Source organism: Pseudomonas sp. No.21 (assembly GCF_054558415.1).
In genome coordinates this window covers 281,174-297,789 of the sequence record NZ_BAAJNO010000005.1, presented here as the reverse complement: position 1 = coordinate 297,789, position 16,616 = coordinate 281,174, and the positions used below count along the sequence as shown (strand labels likewise).

General features: G+C 67.6%; 12 protein-coding genes. 10 read left to right on the top strand and 2 right to left on the bottom strand.

Features of this window, described 5'->3' with window-relative positions; all coding sequences use genetic code 11:
* Positions 1-27 precede the first annotated feature (27 nt).
* A complete protein-coding gene (gene ppx, locus ACYJSS_RS12230) occupies positions 28-1,533 on the bottom strand; it encodes an exopolyphosphatase (RefSeq protein WP_111261137.1) in 1,506 nt (501 codons plus the stop codon).
* Positions 1,534-1,895: 362 nt separating this feature from the next.
* Between ppx and trxA the strand changes: the two genes are divergently transcribed.
* From trxA to ACYJSS_RS12205, 5 genes are all read left to right on the top strand, one after another.
* Complete coding sequence (trxA, locus tag ACYJSS_RS12225) at positions 1,896-2,222, top strand: thioredoxin TrxA (RefSeq protein WP_021218198.1); 327 nt, start codon at positions 1,896-1,898, stop codon at positions 2,220-2,222.
* Positions 2,223-2,482: 260 nt separating this feature from the next.
* Positions 2,483-3,742: a transcription termination factor Rho gene (gene rho / locus ACYJSS_RS12220; protein ID WP_111261136.1), complete on the top strand. Its 1,260-nt coding sequence runs from the start codon at positions 2,483-2,485 to the stop codon at positions 3,740-3,742.
* A gap of 132 nt (positions 3,743-3,874) precedes the next feature.
* The gene (gene ubiD, locus ACYJSS_RS12215; protein WP_236205312.1) at positions 3,875-5,341 is read left to right on the top strand and encodes a 4-hydroxy-3-polyprenylbenzoate decarboxylase; all 1,467 of its coding nucleotides are present in this window, start codon (positions 3,875-3,877) and stop codon (positions 5,339-5,341) included.
* A complete protein-coding gene (locus ACYJSS_RS12210; RefSeq protein WP_236205313.1) occupies positions 5,341-6,309 on the top strand; it encodes a CDP-6-deoxy-delta-3,4-glucoseen reductase in 969 nt (322 codons plus the stop codon). The genes ubiD and ACYJSS_RS12210 overlap by 1 nt, the downstream gene beginning before the upstream one ends.
* A 303-nt stretch (positions 6,310-6,612) precedes the next feature.
* A complete protein-coding gene (locus ACYJSS_RS12205; RefSeq protein ID WP_236205314.1) occupies positions 6,613-9,804 on the top strand; it encodes a discoidin domain-containing protein in 3,192 nt (1,063 codons plus the stop codon).
* A 243-nt stretch (positions 9,805-10,047) separates the two neighbouring features.
* Here the strand turns inward: ACYJSS_RS12205 and ACYJSS_RS12200 are convergent, their stop codons facing one another.
* A complete protein-coding gene (locus ACYJSS_RS12200) occupies positions 10,048-10,944 on the bottom strand; it encodes a LysR substrate-binding domain-containing protein (RefSeq protein WP_236205315.1) in 897 nt (298 codons plus the stop codon).
* A gap of 214 nt (positions 10,945-11,158) precedes the next feature.
* Here ACYJSS_RS12200 and ACYJSS_RS12195 point away from each other — a divergent pair, with 214 nt between their 5' ends.
* From ACYJSS_RS12195 to ACYJSS_RS12175, 5 genes are all read left to right on the top strand, one after another.
* Entirely contained in the window at positions 11,159-12,277 is a 1,119-nt protein-coding gene (locus ACYJSS_RS12195) for an ABC transporter ATP-binding protein (RefSeq protein WP_236205316.1), read from the top strand.
* A 14-nt stretch (positions 12,278-12,291) separates the two neighbouring features.
* Positions 12,292-13,218 carry an ABC transporter permease gene (locus ACYJSS_RS12190; protein WP_236205317.1) on the top strand — a complete coding sequence of 309 codons (927 nt, stop codon included), beginning with the start codon at positions 12,292-12,294 and terminating at the stop codon, positions 13,216-13,218.
* Positions 13,218-14,018, top strand: a complete 801-nt coding sequence (locus ACYJSS_RS12185; RefSeq protein ID WP_236205318.1) for an ABC transporter permease — start codon at positions 13,218-13,220, stop codon at positions 14,016-14,018. The genes ACYJSS_RS12190 and ACYJSS_RS12185 overlap by 1 nt, the downstream gene beginning before the upstream one ends.
* A 17-nt stretch (positions 14,019-14,035) precedes the next feature.
* Positions 14,036-15,070, top strand: a complete 1,035-nt coding sequence (locus ACYJSS_RS12180; protein ID WP_236205319.1) for an ABC transporter substrate-binding protein — start codon at positions 14,036-14,038, stop codon at positions 15,068-15,070.
* 64 nt (positions 15,071-15,134) lie between these two features.
* On the top strand, positions 15,135-16,595 hold the full coding sequence (locus ACYJSS_RS12175) for an amidase (RefSeq protein ID WP_236205320.1): 1,461 nt from the start codon (positions 15,135-15,137) through the stop codon (positions 16,593-16,595).
* Positions 16,596-16,616: the final 21 nt, after the last annotated feature.

Below are 16,616 nucleotides of genomic sequence, written 5' to 3'. Positions count from 1 at the left end.
TTCGCTGTGCGCTCCCGGCGTCTCGCTTCAGCTCACCTGCAGGGTGAAGTCGATGCGCTTGAGCCAGGTGGCTTCCTGTTCGAAGTCCGCCTGGGTCAGCGGGTTGGCCGCCAGCCAGTTCTCGGGGAACTGCACGTCCAGGCTCTGCGGGCCCACCTTCAGGCGGACCTGGGGGGTCTCCTGGCTGGTGCGGATGTGGTGGAAGAGGATGGCGAAGCGCAGCAGCACGCAAAGGCGGATGAGCTTGACCCCCTCGTCGCCGAACTCGGCGAACTTGTCCTTGGGGATGTTGCGGCGGTGGCCACGGACCAGCAGCGCGAGCATCTGCTGGTCCTGGCGGGAGAAGCCCGGCAGGTCCGAGTGCTCGATCAGGTAGGCACCGTGCTTGTGGTACTGGTAGTGGGCGATGTCCATGCCGATCTCGTGGACGCGGGCGCCCCAGACCAGCAGGTCGCGGTGCCACTCGTCGTCCAGCTCCCAGGCGTCCGCCACCTGCTCCAGCGCTTCCAGGGCCTTGGCCTCGACGCGGGCCGCCTGCTCGGCGTCGGCGTGGCAGCGTTCCATCAGCGCGCTGAGGGTGCGTTCGCGTACGTCCTCGTGATGGTGGCGGCCCAGCAGGTCGTAGAGCACGCCTTCGCGCAGGGCGCCTTCGGAATGGGTCATGTGCTTGAGTTCGAGGGCGTCGAAGATGGCTTCGAGGATCGCCAGGCCGGCGGGGAAGATGGCACGGCGATCGGGCTTGATGCCGTCGAGTTCGAGCTTCTCCACCTCGCCCAGCTTGAACAGCTTGCGCTTGAGCCAGGCCAGGCCTTCCGGGTTGACTTCGCCACTGCCCATGCCGGCCGCTTGGATCGCCAGGCCGACGGCGCGGATGGTGCCCGAGGCGCCCACCGCCTGCTGCCAGCCGAGGCGGCGCAGGCTGTATTCGATGCCCATCAGCTCCAGGCGCGCGGCGGTGTAGGCCTGGGCGTAGCGGGCGGGGGTGATCTTGCCGTCGCGGAAGTAGCGCTGGGTGTAGCTCACGCAGCCCATCTGCAGGCTTTCGCGCAGTTGCGACTCGAAGCGCTGGCCGATGATGAACTCGGTGCTGCCGCCGCCGATATCGGCCACCAGGCGCTTGCCGGGGGTGTCGGCGATGCTGTGGGAGACGCCCAAGTAGATGAGGCGGGCTTCCTCGCGACCGGAGATGACTTCCACCGGGTGGCCGAGGATGGCCTCGGCGCGGCGGATGAATTCGGCGCGGTTGCGCGCCTCGCGCAGGGCGTTGGTGCCGACGATGCGCACCGCGCCCTCGGGCAGGCTGTTGGTCATCTGGGCGAAGCGGCGCAGGCAGTCGAGGCCGCGCTGCATGGCTTCCTCGCTGAGCATGCGCTCGTCATCCAGGCCGGCGGCGAGCTGCACCTTGTCACCGAGGCGCTCGAGGATGCGGATCTCCCCGTGATCGGCCTTGGCCAGCACCATGTGGAAGCTGTTGGAGCCCAGGTCGATGGCTGCGATCAGGGAAGGGGTTTCGGCGCGACGGGTCGAGGGCATGGTCTTGGTGTCTCGTTTCTGAACGGCGCCATCCTGCCACGATCGTCACGTTGCGCCAACGCGAGTCGTGGAACGCTCGTGCAAGGAAATGGCAGGCAGCTGAGCAGAATGCCACGGAGAAGTTTCCGCTTCATGACGGCCGCCTCCTTACTATAGGCGGCGCCCCGCCTCCCGGTGGCGGTGTTCGCGAGGGCCTCGACACGGGGCGATAAATGGCCGCGGCGGATTGACGCGCAGCCGGTTATCCATCAGTTTTCCAACGCACCTCCATAGGAAGGCTCAATCGCCAGCAGCTTTCGGTCCGGGGAAAGCCGGGCTATGATGGCCGCCAATTTCCGCATCCGAATCCACGGAGAACATCCATGAGCGAACTCATCTCCCACGTTAGCGACGCCAGCTTCGAGCAGGACGTGCTCAAGGCCGAAGGCGCTGTGCTGGTCGATTACTGGGCCGAGTGGTGTGGCCCGTGCAAGATGATCGCCCCCGTCCTCGACGAGATCGCCAAGGACTACCAGGGCAAGCTGAAGATCTGCAAGCTGAACATCGACGAGAACCAGGACACCCCGCCGAAATACGGCGTGCGCGGCATCCCGACCCTGATGCTGTTCAAGAACGGCAACGTCGAAGCGACCAAGGTCGGCGCCCTGTCCAAGTCCCAGCTGGCGGCCTTCCTCGACGCCAACATCTGAGTCCCGCCGGGCCTCCGGCGAGCCTTCGGGCCGTAACGAGAAACCCCGCAATGTGCGGGGTTTTTTGTTGAATCGGTACTAGACGCCCCCGGATGCGGGTGTTAAATTCGGGTCCGCAACGTCATTCCGTTGCCCTTCGCAAGCCGCCGCCGACGCATTCCAAATCGAATAAGCACAGCGATCCTGTCGCCTCTCCGCGGCGCGGCCTCTAAAGCTCAACGCTTTCCTTCCTTCTCAATTTTCGTACTTACGTCATTCCTATGAATCTGACCGAACTCAAGCAAAAGCCGATTGCCGAACTGCTGGAAATGGCCGAACAGATGGGCCTCGAGAACATGGCCCGTTCGCGCAAGCAGGACGTGATCTTCGCCCTGCTGAAAAAGCATTCCAAAGGCGGCGAGGAAATCTCCGGTGACGGCGTGCTGGAGATTCTCCAGGACGGTTTTGGCTTCCTGCGCTCCGCAGACTCCTCCTACCTGGCCGGCCCGGACGACATCTACGTCTCGCCCAGCCAGATCCGCCGCTTCAACCTGCGTACCGGCGACACCATCATCGGCAAGATCCGCCCGCCGAAAGAAGGCGAGCGTTACTTCGCGCTCCTGAAGGTCGACTCGATCAACTTCGACCGCCCGGAGAACGCCAAGAACAAGATCCTGTTCGAGAACCTGACGCCCCTGTTCCCCAACGAGCGCCTGAAGATGGAAGCCGGCAACGGCTCCACCGAAGACCTCACCGGCCGCGTGATCGATCTCTGCGCGCCGATCGGCAAGGGCCAGCGCGGCCTGATCGTCGCCCCGCCGAAGGCGGGCAAGACCATCATGCTGCAGAACATCGCGGCCAACATCACCCGCAACAACCCCGAGTGCCACCTGATCGTCCTGCTGATCGACGAGCGCCCGGAAGAAGTGACCGAGATGCAGCGCACCGTGCGCGGCGAAGTGGTCGCCTCCACCTTCGACGAACCGCCGACCCGCCACGTGCAGGTCGCCGAGATGGTGATCGAGAAGGCCAAGCGCCTGGTCGAGCACAAGAAGGACGTGGTCATCCTGCTGGACTCCATCACCCGTCTGGCGCGTGCCTACAACACCGTGATCCCGAGCTCCGGCAAGGTGCTCACCGGTGGTGTCGACGCCCATGCCCTGGAGAAGCCCAAGCGCTTCTTCGGTGCCGCCCGTAACATCGAGGAAGGCGGTTCGCTGACCATCATCGCCACTGCGCTGGTCGAGACCGGCTCGAAGATGGACGAGGTGATCTACGAAGAGTTCAAGGGCACCGGCAACATGGAGCTGCCGCTGGACCGCCGCATCGCCGAGAAGCGCGTGTTCCCCGCCATCAACATCAACAAGTCCGGTACCCGCCGCGAAGAGCTGCTGACCGCCGACGACGAACTGCAGCGCATGTGGATCCTGCGCAAGCTGCTGCACCCGATGGACGAGATCGCCGCCATCGAGTTCCTGCTCGACAAGCTCAAGGACACCAAGACCAACGACGAATTCTTCATGTCCATGAAGCGCAAGTAAGGTCTGGTTGGTACCAGGAAGGCCGGGGAAACCCGGCCTTCGCGTTTGCGCGATTCGTCGTGGCCTTCTGAATAACCCAGTTCGGCGCTAAACTTTGCGCCCCGACCTGCACGCCCCATGCGAGGCTCAAGCATGCAGTATCGCGATCTGCGCGAATTCATCAGCGGCCTGGAACAGCGTGGCGAGCTCAAGCGCGTCACCGCCCCGGTCTCGCCGATCCTGGAAATGACCGAAATCTGCGACCGCATCCTGCGCAAGCAAGGCCCGGCGCTGCTCTTCGAGAACCCCACCGGCTACGACATCCCCGTGCTCGGCAACCTGTTCGGCACGCCCGGGCGCGTGGCCCTCGGCATGGGCGCGGATGACGTCTCCGAGCTGCGCGAGATCGGCAAGCTGCTGGCCTTCCTCAAGGAGCCCGAGCCACCCAAGGGGCTCAAGGACGCCTGGTCCAAGCTGCCGATCTTCAAGAAGGTCATCAGCATGGCGCCCAAGGTCCTCAAGGACGCTCCCTGCCATGAAGTGATCGAGGAAGGCGACGACGTCGATCTCGGCAAGCTGCCCATCCAGCACTGCTGGCCGGGTGACGTGGCACCGCTGATCACCTGGGGCCTGACCATCACCCGCGGCCCCAACAAGGAGCGGCAGAACCTCGGCATCTACCGCCAGCAGGTGATCGGCCGCAACAAGGTCATCATGCGCTGGCTCAGCCACCGTGGCGGCGCGCTGGACTTCCGCGAGTGGTGCCAGAAGCACCCGAACACGCCCTACCCCGTCTGCGTCGCCCTCGGCGCCGACCCGGCGACCATCCTCGGCGCGGTGACCCCGGTGCCGGATACCCTCTCCGAGTACGCCTTCGCCGGCCTGCTGCGCGGCCACCGTACCGAACTGGTCAAGGCCATCGGCTCCGACCTGCAGGTCCCGGCCAGTGCCGAGATCGTGCTGGAAGGCGTGATCCATCCCGGCGAGACGGCGCCGGAAGGCCCCTACGGCGACCACACCGGCTACTACAACGAGGTCGACACCTTCCCGGTGTTCACCGTCGAGCGCATCACCCGCCGGCGCAAGCCCATCTACCACAGCACCTACACCGGCCGCCCGCCGGATGAGCCGGCCATTCTCGGTGTGGCGCTGAACGAAGTCTTCGTACCGATCCTGCAGAAGCAGTTCCCCGAGATCACCGACTTCTACCTGCCGCCCGAAGGCTGCTCCTACCGCATGGCGGTGGTGACCATGAAGAAGCAGTACCCCGGCCACGCCAAGCGCGTGATGCTCGGCGTCTGGTCGTTCCTGCGCCAGTTCATGTACACCAAGTTCGTCATCGTCACGGACGACGACATCAACGCCCGCGACTGGAACGACGTGATCTGGGCCATCACCACGCGCATGGACCCCAAGCGCGACACGGTGATGATCGACAACACCCCCATCGACTACCTGGACTTCGCCTCGCCCATCTCCGGCCTCGGCTCGAAGATGGGCCTGGATGCCACCCACAAGTGGCCGGGCGAGACCACCCGCGAATGGGGCCGGGCCATCGTCAAGGACGAGGCGGTGACCCGCCGCGTCGACGACATCTGGTCCAGCCTGGGTATCGACTGATGCGGGTCACGCTGCAACCGTCCGGCGCGGTCCTGGAGACCCAGGCCGGCGAGAACATCCTCGCGGCGGCCCGGCGCCTCGGCTACGACTGCCCGCAGAGCTGCCGCAACGGCAACTGCCACATCTGCGCCGCCCTGCTCGTCGAGGGCCGGGTACGCCAGGCCGGCGCCGAGCTCGACCACGGCGAACTCTTCACCTGCCTGGCCGAACCCCTGGAAGACTGCGTGCTGCACTGGGACGGCGTGCTCGCTCCCGGCGAGCTGCCGGTGCGCACGCTCAATTGCCAGGTCAGCGCCTGCATCGATGCCGGTGGCGATGTCTGGCGCGTGCGCCTGCGCGCCCCGGCCGGCAAGCCGCCGCGCTACCACGCCGGACAATACCTGCTGGTCGCGCGCGAGGATGGCGAATCCTCGGCCTTCTCCCTGGCCTCGGCGCCGAGCGAGGGGCGCGAGATCGAACTGCACATCCTCGCCCGCGAGCCCAGCGCCCAGGCCCTGCTGGCGCAGCTGCAGCGCACCGGCATCGCCCGGGTGCAGATGCCTTTCGGCGACACCCACCTCGCCGAGCTTCCCGAGGGTCCGCTGGTGCTGATCGCCGCCGGCACCGGCATGGCGCAGATGCACAGCCTGATCGAGCATTGCCGCGCCACGGGGTTCAGGCACCCGGTGCACCTGTACTGGGGGGCGCGGCGGCCGGAGGATTTCTACGAGCTGCCGCACTGGGCGCAGTGGCAGGGCCTCGACAACCTGACCCTGCACCAGGTGGTCAGCGATGCCTGTGGCTGGCAGGGCCGTTGCGGCCTGCTGCACGAAGCGGTACGCCAGGACTTCCCCGACCTGAAGCCGCTGCACGTCTACGCCAGCGGCTCGCCTGCCATGGTCTACGCGACCCTCGACGCCCTGGTGGCGGCGGGGATGGACGCCCACCAGATGCGAGCCGACGTCTTCGCCTACGCCCCCCGGGCGTGAGCCCCAGCGCCAGCCGCCCTCCCGGCGGCCCGGTCACGCTCGGCGGGGGCGATGAGTCTCGCATCGCCACCTGCGTGCCCGTCGCGGCCCCGAGCCGCCTGCGCTCGACGCGACGCCTGCCATGGCGGCCGTACCGGGCCGTCTAGGACAGGTACGAAAACACCGCCTTTTCATGTACGGCCATAGGTGGCCTGCCTATGATCGCGGCTGCCGGCAAAACTCCCTATCTCATCACTCGCGCGGCCGCTCCAGCGGTCCTGTTCGCCTGGCCTCGTGCCGTGCCGTGACTATCGAGGAACAGTTATGTCGAGCTTCCGATTGAACGCCCTTTCCCGTGCCACCCGCCGATGGAGTGCCAGCCTGGGTGCGGCCCTGCTCCTGCCGAGCGGCATGGCGCTGGCCGATGACAGCCAGCACGGCACCGAATCAATCATCCAGGGGCATTTCCTCAACCTCCAGTCATCGAATGCCAGGGCGACCCCGTTCAGCGCCGCCGAGGCCGGAACCGAGCAACTGGAGCAGGAAACCGGGATGCGCGTGCGCAGCCTCACCCCGCGAGCCGGCGATGCATTCAAGAACCTGCAGGTCATGACCGGGCAGCTCGAGGGGCGCGCGCGCACTCTCAGCGCCCCCGGGGAAATGACGCTGGCCGCGCGGCCCGATGGCAGCTTCGTTGCGCTGCTGCCGGACGCCAACGCCATCATCCGCGGCGACGCCAGTGGCCAGCAGTCGATGATCCGCTTCGATCCGGGCGCTGCCTTCGCGCCGGATGGCGTCGACTACATCGCCGGTGATGACAGCGAGATGCCGGCCTTGAAGGAGTCGCGCAGCGGCCAGCGCACATTCCAGGTCAACCGCAACATCCAGGGCGAAACCGTGATCGACCTGTTGGCCGGTTTCTCGCAAAAGGCCGCAGACTACATCGGTGACCACGAGGCCTTTGCCCTGGCCCAGGTGGCCTCGGTCAACCGTGCACTGCGACAGTCCCAGGTGCAGGGCGTGCGCCTGCGCCTGGTGGGCACCCAGGTGGTGGCCCAGGACGCTCCCATCACCGGCTCCAGCCTGAGCCAGGTGCGCAACGTCTTCGCCGAAGGCATGCGTCGCTACAGCCCGGACGTGGTCGCCAGCTTCGTCGTGGGTACTCCCGGCGTGGACACCGCCGTAGGCTGGGGCCATATGCCCGGGCGCTACACCATCAACTCCATCAAGTCGTCCACCGTGTTCCGCCACGAGCTGGGCCACAACATCGGCGGCGGCCACTGCTCCGATGGCAGGAGCTACACCTGGGGCTACCACAACGGCCGGGTCGGCACCATCCTCTGCGGCAACCATGTCGGCTACTTCTCCAACCCGGACGTCAAGGACAGCCGGGGCGTGCCGTTGGGCGACGCGGACACCGCCAACATGGCCCGGGTCTGGCGGGAAAGGGCGGCGCGGATGTCGGCCTACAGCCCTTCCGTCGTGCCCCTGGAAGAGGAACAGGGCACCTCCATCCTCAGCCAGAAGGTGAGCCTGAGCAGCAAACAGACGCGCTACTTCCCGGTGGACGTTCCCGAAGGCACTCGACGCCTGGTGTTCAGCGTGGTGGACGGCGAGCTCACCGAGAAGGCCGGCCAGGTCCAGTTGCTGCTCAAGCGCGGCGCCCAGCCCAGCGGCGCCAGCTTCGACTACCGCTCGGCGCGTAGCCACAACGTCTCCCTGGGGGTGAACGACCCGCAGCCGGGGCGCTGGTACCTGGCGATCAACACCGACAACCTCGCCACCCAGGACCAGGTGCTTGAGGTCCACGCCTATGGCCTGACCCAGGACAGCGCCCAGGGCCGCTACCTGAAGTTCGTCGCCACCTCGGCGGTGGATGGCAAGGACACCGCCAGTGTCGCCGAGCTGCTGCTGGTGGATGCCAAGGGCAAGGCCCTGCCCCGCGAAAGCTGGACAATCCTGTCCACCAGCAGTGCGGTGCCTGGCGCGGCGGTCGGCAACCACGCGATCGATGGCAACCCCAACTCCTACTGGAGCACGGCCGCAGGTGCACGCTACCCCCATGAAATGGTGATCGACCTGGGTGCCGCTAGCCGCTTCTCGCAACTGCACTACCTGCCCCGCCAGGACGCGGGCCTTAGCGGCAACATCAAGGGCTACCAGGTCTACGGCAGCAGCAGCGTCAACGGCGGCTGGAACCTGCTGGCCGATGGCGAATTCAGCGCCGACAATGACGTCAAGGCCGCATCCCTCAAGCCGGTGAACGCCGGTCAGCCTCCGCTGGCGATGATCAGCGGCAAGACCGAAGCCCGTGCCGGGGACCGGATCGTCCTGGACGCCTCCGGCTCCAGTGATCCCCAGGGCAATGCCCTGAGCTTCGCCTGGGAGGCCTCGCCGCGCCTGGACTTCGACTACGACGGCGCGCGCATCGGCTTCACCGCGCCGGAACTGCAGGCGGACACCCGCTATCGCTTCACCCTGACCCTGAGCAATGGCAAGCAGAGCAGCACCCGGACCCACGAGGTGCTGGTCAAGGGCAAGGCCGCCACCGCCAGCTGCAAGCCGGAGTGGACCGTGAGGGGCACCTATGTCGGCAACGACACGGTGCAGTGGAAGGGGCGTCAGTACCAGGCCCGCTGGTGGACCTCGGGCGCCGAGCCGGGGCTGGCCGGCACCACCGGCCCGGACGGCGCCGGCAAGGTCTGGCGTGACCTGGGCCCTTGCCAGAGCGGCGGCGAGAAACCGGTCGAGCCGCCGGTGGCGGAGGTCAAGCCGCCCGTGGCGGTGATCGGCGGTGCCAGCGAGGCCAAGCCGGGCGAAACCGTCTACCTCAACGCCACTGCTTCCAGCGACCCGGCGGGCCTGAAGCTCAGCTACAGCTGGAGCGTCAGCCCAAGCGTCGCCTTTGAGGCCGCCGGCGCCCTGATGAAATTCGTCGCCCCGAAGGCCGACAAGGATGTCGTCTATGACGTCAGCCTGACCGTCAACAATGGCAAGCACAGCACAACCCGCGTGCATCAGGTCAGGGTGCCCGCCGAGAAGCCGGTGCAGGTCAAGCCGCCGCTGGCCAGCATCGCCGGCGCCAGCCAGGCCAAGGGCGGTGAAACAGTGACCCTGGACGCCGCAGGCTCCAGCGATCCAGCCGGCCTGGCACTGAGCTACCAGTGGACCGTGACGCCCAGCGTCGCCTTCCAGGCCTCGGGATCGAAACTGAGCTTCGTCGCGCCCAGGAGCGACAAGGACATCAGCTACCGCTTCACCCTGAACCTGGGCAACGGCACCCATGTGGCCAGCCGTGACCACAGCGTGAGGGTGCTGGCGGACAAGGTGGAAACCCCGACCGGCTGCCAGGGTGCCTGGAGCCCCCAGGGAACCTACTGGACCAATGACAAGGTCAGCCACAACGGTCGCTTCTACGTCGCCCGCTGGTGGACCAAGGGCAACGAGCCCACTGCCGCCACCATCGGTGGCGAAGGCAGCGGCAAGGTCTGGAGGGACGCGGGCGCCTGCAACTGATGCGCTCCGCTGACCGGTAGCGCGCCAATCGGCGTGTGCTAACCGGTACTTCCGGGTCCCGGGTTGGCGACATCCATCGTTGTCGTCAGCCTGGGGCGCACCGAATCCGGCATAAGCCGGGCGGCCCGCAGGATGGGTAGAGCGAAGCGAAACCCATGCGGTAAGCACGGGCAGGGTGCTCGCCGGGAAGGCCGCTTGATGGGGTCCGTACCTCTACCCATCCCACGGTCAACCGGCCGGGGATCACGCCAGCTCGGGAAACTCCGCGCGCAGCTCCGCTGCCAGCCACCCCAGGAACCATTGGATATCGGCACTGACCGCTTCGGTCGGCAGCAGCGCCTGGTAACTCTCCAGCGGCGCCTGCAGCGACACGGGGCGTACCAGCAGGCCGGTGGCCAGTTCCTGGCTCACCAGCACCTCGTTGGCCAGGGCGATGCCGTGGCCCTTCTCGGCCATGCTCAGCGCGTGGTCGTTGCTCACGTAGAGCACATCGGAACTGACCCGCACGGCGCAACCGATGGCCGCCAGCCAGGCGTTCCACCATTCACCGTCGTCCACATGGATCAGCTTGTGCCGCGCCAGCTCGTCGGCTCCTGCGATCGGGCCGTGGGCGGCCAGGTACTCCGGCGAGCACACCGGGAACACATTGGGTTGCAGCAGGGTGGCCCTGCATTGCGGGTACTGCCCGGGCATGCCGTAGACGATGCCCAGGTCGGCGCCCTGGCCGTCCACGGCGGTGAAGGTGGGGTTGGGCTCGATGGCGATCTTCAGCCCCGGCCGCAATTGGCGCAGCGACTCCATGCGCGGCATCAGCCAGCGCTTGGCGAAGGCCGGCACGGCGAGGATGCGCAACCAGCGCGGGGCGTCGCTGGCCGCCACCTCGGCGCCGGCCTCGGCGATCTGCCGCAGCGCCCGCGACACCTTGGCGTGGTAGCGCCGCCCGGCCTCGGTGAGTAGCACGCCGCGTGGCGTACGTTCCAGCAACTGCACGCCGAGCCAGTCCTCCAGCAGGCGCACATGGCGGCCGATGGCCGGCTGGGTGACGTGCAGCGCCCGTGACGCGGCGACGTAGCTGCCGAGGCGGGCAGCTGCCTCGAAGGCGCGCAGGGCGTTGAGCGGCGGCAGGCGTGGTTCGGCCATCACGGGGCTCCTGGCTGTTAATTTTATTAACAGCCAATGTAAGGAAATTGAAGTTTCCTGTCGCGGGTATTTGGCCGAGTATCCGGGCCAGGCAGCGCCATAACGACAACCAGCGTGCCCGCTCCACCCGCTCGCCACGAGCCCTCAGTCCTGCCCAGAACAACGAGAAGTCCCGCCAGCGGACACCACGCGGCGAGGACACGGAGGTAAGGCCATGAACGCCCTGCATGCAGTGCAGACCGCAGCGGTATCCATTCGCGCGGTCCGCAAGGTCTACGGCGATCCGCAATCCGGGCCCGTCGCCCTCAAGCACGTCGACCTGGAAATCCGCGACAACGAGTTCTTCACCCTTCTCGGCCCATCCGGCTGCGGCAAGACCACCCTGCTGCGGATGATCGCCGGCTTCGAATACCCCAGCGCCGGCAGCATCCACCTCTATGGCGAGGACATCGCCGACCTGCCGCCCTACGCGCGCCCGGTCAACACGGTGTTCCAGCACTACGCGCTGTTCCCGCACATGACCATCGCCCAGAACCTGGCCTTCGGCCTGGAATCCCAGCCGCTGGGCCGGGCCATGAGCCGCGCCCAGGTCGCCGAGCGCGTGGCCGAGATGCTCGCCCTGGTGCAGATGGAGCGCTTCGCCGACCGTCGCCCGACGCAGCTGTCCGGCGGCCAGCAGCAACGCGTCGCCCTGGCCCGCGCCCTGGCGCCGCATCCCCGCGTCCTGCTGCTGGACGAGCCGCTCTCGGCCCTCGACCTCAAGCTGCGCCAAGCGATGCGCGAGGAGCTCAAGGCGATCCAGACCAAGACCGGCATCACCTTCATCTTCGTCACCCACGACCAGGAAGAGGCCCTGACCCTGTCCGACCGCATCGCGGTGTTCTCGGAGGGCCAGGTGCAGCAAGTGGGCACCCCGCAGGAAATCTACGAGCGCCCGCGCAATCGTTTCGTCGCCGACTTCATCGGCGAGACCAACTTCCTCGGCGCCCAGGTGCTGAGCCTCGATGGCGCCCGGGCGCTGTGCCAGGGGCCGGGCGGGCAGCCGTTCCAGGCCGAATCCGTCGACGGCGTGCTGCCGGGCAGCCGGGTCAGCCTGTCGATCCGCCCCGAGCGCGTGCACCTGGGCGGTGTCGATACCGTCGGCGCACTGCCCTGCCGGGTGGAGGCGCAGGTGTACCTGGGCACCGACCTGCAGTACCGGGTGAGCCTCGACGACGGCACCCGGCTGACCGTGCGCATGCCCAACAGCCTGGAGCGCCACCAGCGCTTCGGCGTCGGCGAGCGCGCCGCGCTGCAGTTCGAGAACGGCAGCGCCAGCGTCCTGCTGGACTGAGCCCGGAGGCTGACATGCATCGATCCACCCTCACCGGCGCCGCCCTGCACGCGCGCCGGCAATCCCTGCGCAACCTGCTCGGCGTCAGCCCGGCGCTGCTCGCCATCGGCCTGTTCCTGATCGTCCCCATCCTGCTGGTGGTCGGCTATTCGCTGATGGAAGCCAACCCCTACGGCGGGGTCGAGCCGGTGTTCAGCACCGAGTCCTACCTGTCGCTGCTGTTCGAGCGGCAACTGGACGACAGCCTGGCCTTCGTCGACGCCTACCTGCTGATCGCCCTGCGCTCCATCGGCATCGCCGCGGCGACCACGCTGGTGACCCTGCTGATCGGCTTCCCGGTGGCGGTGTGGCTGGCCATGCAGCCGCCACACAAGCGCGGCCTGCTGATCTTCCTCATCACCGTGCCGTTCTGGGCCAACCTGCTGATCCGCACCTACGCCTGGATCCTGCTGCTGCGCGAGACCGGCGTGGTCAATGGCGCGCTGGTGGGCCTGGGGCTGGTCGACCAGCCGCTGCAGCTGCTCTACACCGACGGCGCGGTGCTGCTGGGGCTGGTGTACACCTACGCGCCCTTCGTGGTGCTGCCCATCTACGCCACCCTGGAGAAGATGGACATGCGCCTGCTGGAGGCGGCCCAGGACCTCTACGCCGGCCGCTGGCGCACCCTGCGCACGGTGGTGCTGCCCATCGCCCGGCCGGGCATCCTCGCCGGCGCCATCCTCACCTTCGTGCCCTGCCTCGGCGCCATGGTGGCCCCGGAGCTGCTCGGCGGCGGCACGCGGATGATGCTCGGCAACCTGATCTTCCGGCAGTTCAGCGATGCCCGTAACTGGCCCTTCGGCTCCGCCCTGGCGCTGGTGCTGATGGCCGCGGTGATGCTGGTGCTGACCCTCTACGCGCTGCGTGCCGAGCGCGTGCGCATCGCCCGGGGAGGTGTGTGATGAACCTGTTCAAGCGCCGTTTGGGCGTGCACCACTTTCCCGGCTTCGGCGGCTTCAGCCTGCTGTTCTATCTCTACCTCTACGCGCCGATCCTGGTGCTGGTGGTGCTGTCGTTCAACGCCAACCAGTCGGCCACGGTGTGGAGCGGCTTCAGCCTCGACTGGTACCGCGCCGCCTTCGCCAACCAGGCGCTGCGCCAGGCCGCCGGCAACAGCCTGCTGATCGCCCTGTGCGCCAGCCTGATCGCCACCGCCATCGCCACCCTGGCGGCGCTGGCCACCTCGCGCGGCGCCCGCTTCAAGGGCCTGCGGCTGTCGATGGGGACCATCATGCTGCCGCTGGTGTTGCCCGAGATCGTGGTCGGCGTCGCTACCCTGGCGCTGTTCTCCACCCTCGGCCTGTCCCTGGGCTACGGCAACCTGATCATCGCCCACACGGTGTTCTGCATCCCCTTCGCCTACCTGCCGATCCGCGCCCGGCTCAATGACATGGACCTGTCCCTGGAGCAGGCCGCCGCGGACCTCTACGCCGGGCCCTGGCGCACCCTGCGCAAGGTCACCCTGCCGCTGCTGATGCCGGGGATCCTCTCCGGGCTGATGCTGGCCTTCATCGTCTCGCTGGATAACTTCGTGATCTCGATGATGGTCTCCCAGGCCGGCACCACCACGCTGCCGATCTTCATCTTCGGCCTGCTGCGCATGGGCGTGACGCCCGACGTGAACGCCGTGTCGACGCTGATCCTCGGCGTCTCCGTGCTCTTCGTGACCCTGTCCTGGCTGCTTGGCCGGGCAAGAACCTGACCCTGGAGAATTGACGCATGAAAAAGCTGATCGCTGTTCTGGGTACTTCGCTGAGCCTCGCCCTGGCGGCCAACGTGCAGGCCGCCGGCACGCTCAACGTCATCAGTTGGAGCGGCTATTTCTCGCCGCAGATCCTGGAGAAGTTCGAGAAGGAGAGCGGCATCAAGGTCACGGTGGACTCCTACGATTCCAACGAGACGCTGCTGGCCAAGCTCAAGCAGGGCGGCGCCGGCTACGACGTCGCCATCCCCTCCCACCAGTTCGTGCCGATCCTCATCCAGGAGCAGTTGCTGGAGCGCTTCGAGCCCGGCAAGCAGGCCTACTACCAGGGCTTCACCGCCAACCTGCAGAAGCCCGTCTGGGACCCGGAGGGCGCCTACGCCGCACCCTTCATCTGGGGCACCACCAGCGTGGTGGTCAACCGCGAGCGCTACCAGGGCGAGGCGGACAGCTACGGGCTGCTGTTCAAGCCGCCGGCGGAGCTGCAGGGGCGCATCAACATGTTCGACTCGGTCAGCGAGGTGATCGACACCGCCAGCCTCTACCTGGGCATCCCGCTGTGCAGCGAGGACCCCAGGCAGATGCAGCAGGTGCTGGCGCTGCTCAAGGAGCAGAAGCCCCATGTGCGCACCTACAGCTCCAAGGCCGGTGCCATCCGCGAGAGCCTGGCGGCCGGCGAGCTGGACATGTCGATGTTCTGGGGCGGTTCCTCGCTGCGCGCACGGGAGCTGAAGCCGAGCCTCGAATACCTGTACCCGAAGGAAGGCGTGATGGCCTGGGTGGACAACCTGGTGATCCCCAAGGGCGCGCGCAACCTGGATAACGCCAAGGCCTTCATCGCCTTCCTCAGCCAGCCGGAGAACGCCGCGCTGACGCAGAACTTCCTCAAGCACCAGAGCCCGGTGCAGGGCGTCGAGCCCTACCTCGAGCCGGGCCTCAAGGACGCCCCGGAGCTGCACATCCCCGAAGGCACCAAGGTGGTGTTCAGCCAGACCTGCGGCGCCGGCGCCATCCGCCTGGCCGACCGCCTGTGGACCAACCTGATGCGTTGATGAACACCGCCCCCGCCGGCGCGGGGGCGCATAACCAGAACGAGACGGAACGAGATCACTGCCCATGAGTCATGCAACCCCGATCAGCGAGCTGGTGCGCCTGCCGGCCGCCGAGCTGGCCGAGCGCATCCACGCGCGCGATGTGTCCTGCCGCGAGGTGATGCTGGATTACCTGGCCCATATCGAGCGCTTCAACCCGGCGGTCAATGCGCTGGTCAGCCTGCAGCCGGCGGACGTGCTGCTGGCCCAGGCCGACGAGCGCGACGCCGAGCTGGCGCGTGGCACCCGCAGGGGCTGGATGCACGGGCTGCCCCATGCGGTGAAGGACCTCTCGGCGGTCAGGGGCATCACCACCACCTACGGCTCGCCGCTGTTCCGCGACCATGTGCCGGCGCGTGACGGCATCATGGCCGAGCGCCTGCGCGCCGCCGGGGCGATCTTCATCGGCAAGAGCAACACGCCGGAATTCGGCCTCGGCTCGCAGAGCTACAACCCGCTGTTCGGCGCCACCGGCTGCGCCTTCGACCCCACCCGCACGGCCGGCGGCAGCAGCGGCGGCGCGGCGGCGGCCCTGGCGCTGCACCTGGTGCCGGTGGCCGATGGCAGCGACATGATGGGCTCGCTGCGCAACCCGGCGGCGTTCAACAACGTCATCGGTTTCCGCCCGTCCCAGGGCCGCGTGCCCTTCGACGACAGCGCCGACCTGTTCTTCGACCAGCTCGGCTACGAGGGGCCGATGGGCCGCAGCGTGCGCGACGTGGCCCTGCTGCTCTCGGTGCAGGCCGGGGGCGATGCGCGCGCGCCGCTGTCCATCCCCGGCGATGGCGCGGCCTTCGCCGGCTCGCTGCAGCGCGACTTCAAGGGTGCGCGCCTGGGCTGGCTGGGTGACCTCGACGGCCAGTTGCCGATACAGCGTGGCGTGCTGGAGCTGTGCCGCACCGCCCTGAAGGATTTCGAGGCGCTGGGCTGCGTGGTGGAGGAGACGGGACTGGGCTTTTCCCGCGAGCGGCTCTGGGACACCTGGCTGACCCTGCGCCACTGGCTGGTGGCCGGTGGCCTGGGGGCGGCCTATGAGGACCCGGCGAAACGCGCGCAGCTCAAGCCGGAAGCCTGCTGGGAAGTGGAGAACGGCCTGCGCCTGAGCGGCCAGCAGGTCTACCGCGCCTCGGCCGCCCGCAGCGACTGGTACCGCGCCATCAGCCGGCTGTTCGAGCGCTTCGACTACCTGCTGCTGCCCAGCGCCCAGGTGTTCCCTTTCGACAAGGCGCAGCACTGGCCGCAGGCGATCGAGGGCGTGGCGATGGATACCTACCACCGCTGGATGGAGGTGGTGATCCCCGGGACCCTGTCGGGCTGCCCGGTGGCCAACGTGCAGGCGGGGTTCAACACGGATGGCCTGCCGATGGGGCTGCAGATCATCGGGCCGCACCAGAAGGACCTGGCGGTGCTGCAACTGGCCCATGCCTACGAGCAGGCCAGCGACTGGTTCCGCCGGCGTCCGTCGCCGTTGCTGGCGGCGGGCTGAGGGACCCGGAAAGAAAAGGGC

Bases quoted from the DNA above. Each gene is read 5' to 3' on its own strand.
- ppx (WP_111261137.1), bottom strand. From the start codon at position 1,533: ATGCCCTCGACCCGTCGCGCCGAAACCCCTTCCCTGATCGCAGCCATC.
- trxA (WP_021218198.1), top strand. From the start codon at position 1,896: ATGAGCGAACTCATCTCCCACGTTAGCGACGCCAGCTTCGAGCAGGAC.
- rho (WP_111261136.1), top strand. From the start codon at position 2,483: ATGAATCTGACCGAACTCAAGCAAAAGCCGATTGCCGAACTGCTGGAA.
- ubiD (WP_236205312.1), top strand. From the start codon at position 3,875: ATGCAGTATCGCGATCTGCGCGAATTCATCAGCGGCCTGGAACAGCGT.
- ACYJSS_RS12210 (WP_236205313.1), top strand. From the start codon at position 5,341: ATGCGGGTCACGCTGCAACCGTCCGGCGCGGTCCTGGAGACCCAGGCC.
- ACYJSS_RS12205 (WP_236205314.1), top strand. From the start codon at position 6,613: ATGTCGAGCTTCCGATTGAACGCCCTTTCCCGTGCCACCCGCCGATGG.
- ACYJSS_RS12200 (WP_236205315.1), bottom strand. From the start codon at position 10,944: ATGGCCGAACCACGCCTGCCGCCGCTCAACGCCCTGCGCGCCTTCGAG.
- ACYJSS_RS12195 (WP_236205316.1), top strand. From the start codon at position 11,159: ATGAACGCCCTGCATGCAGTGCAGACCGCAGCGGTATCCATTCGCGCG.
- ACYJSS_RS12190 (WP_236205317.1), top strand. From the start codon at position 12,292: ATGCATCGATCCACCCTCACCGGCGCCGCCCTGCACGCGCGCCGGCAA.
- ACYJSS_RS12185 (WP_236205318.1), top strand. From the start codon at position 13,218: ATGAACCTGTTCAAGCGCCGTTTGGGCGTGCACCACTTTCCCGGCTTC.
- ACYJSS_RS12180 (WP_236205319.1), top strand. From the start codon at position 14,036: ATGAAAAAGCTGATCGCTGTTCTGGGTACTTCGCTGAGCCTCGCCCTG.
- ACYJSS_RS12175 (WP_236205320.1), top strand. From the start codon at position 15,135: ATGAGTCATGCAACCCCGATCAGCGAGCTGGTGCGCCTGCCGGCCGCC.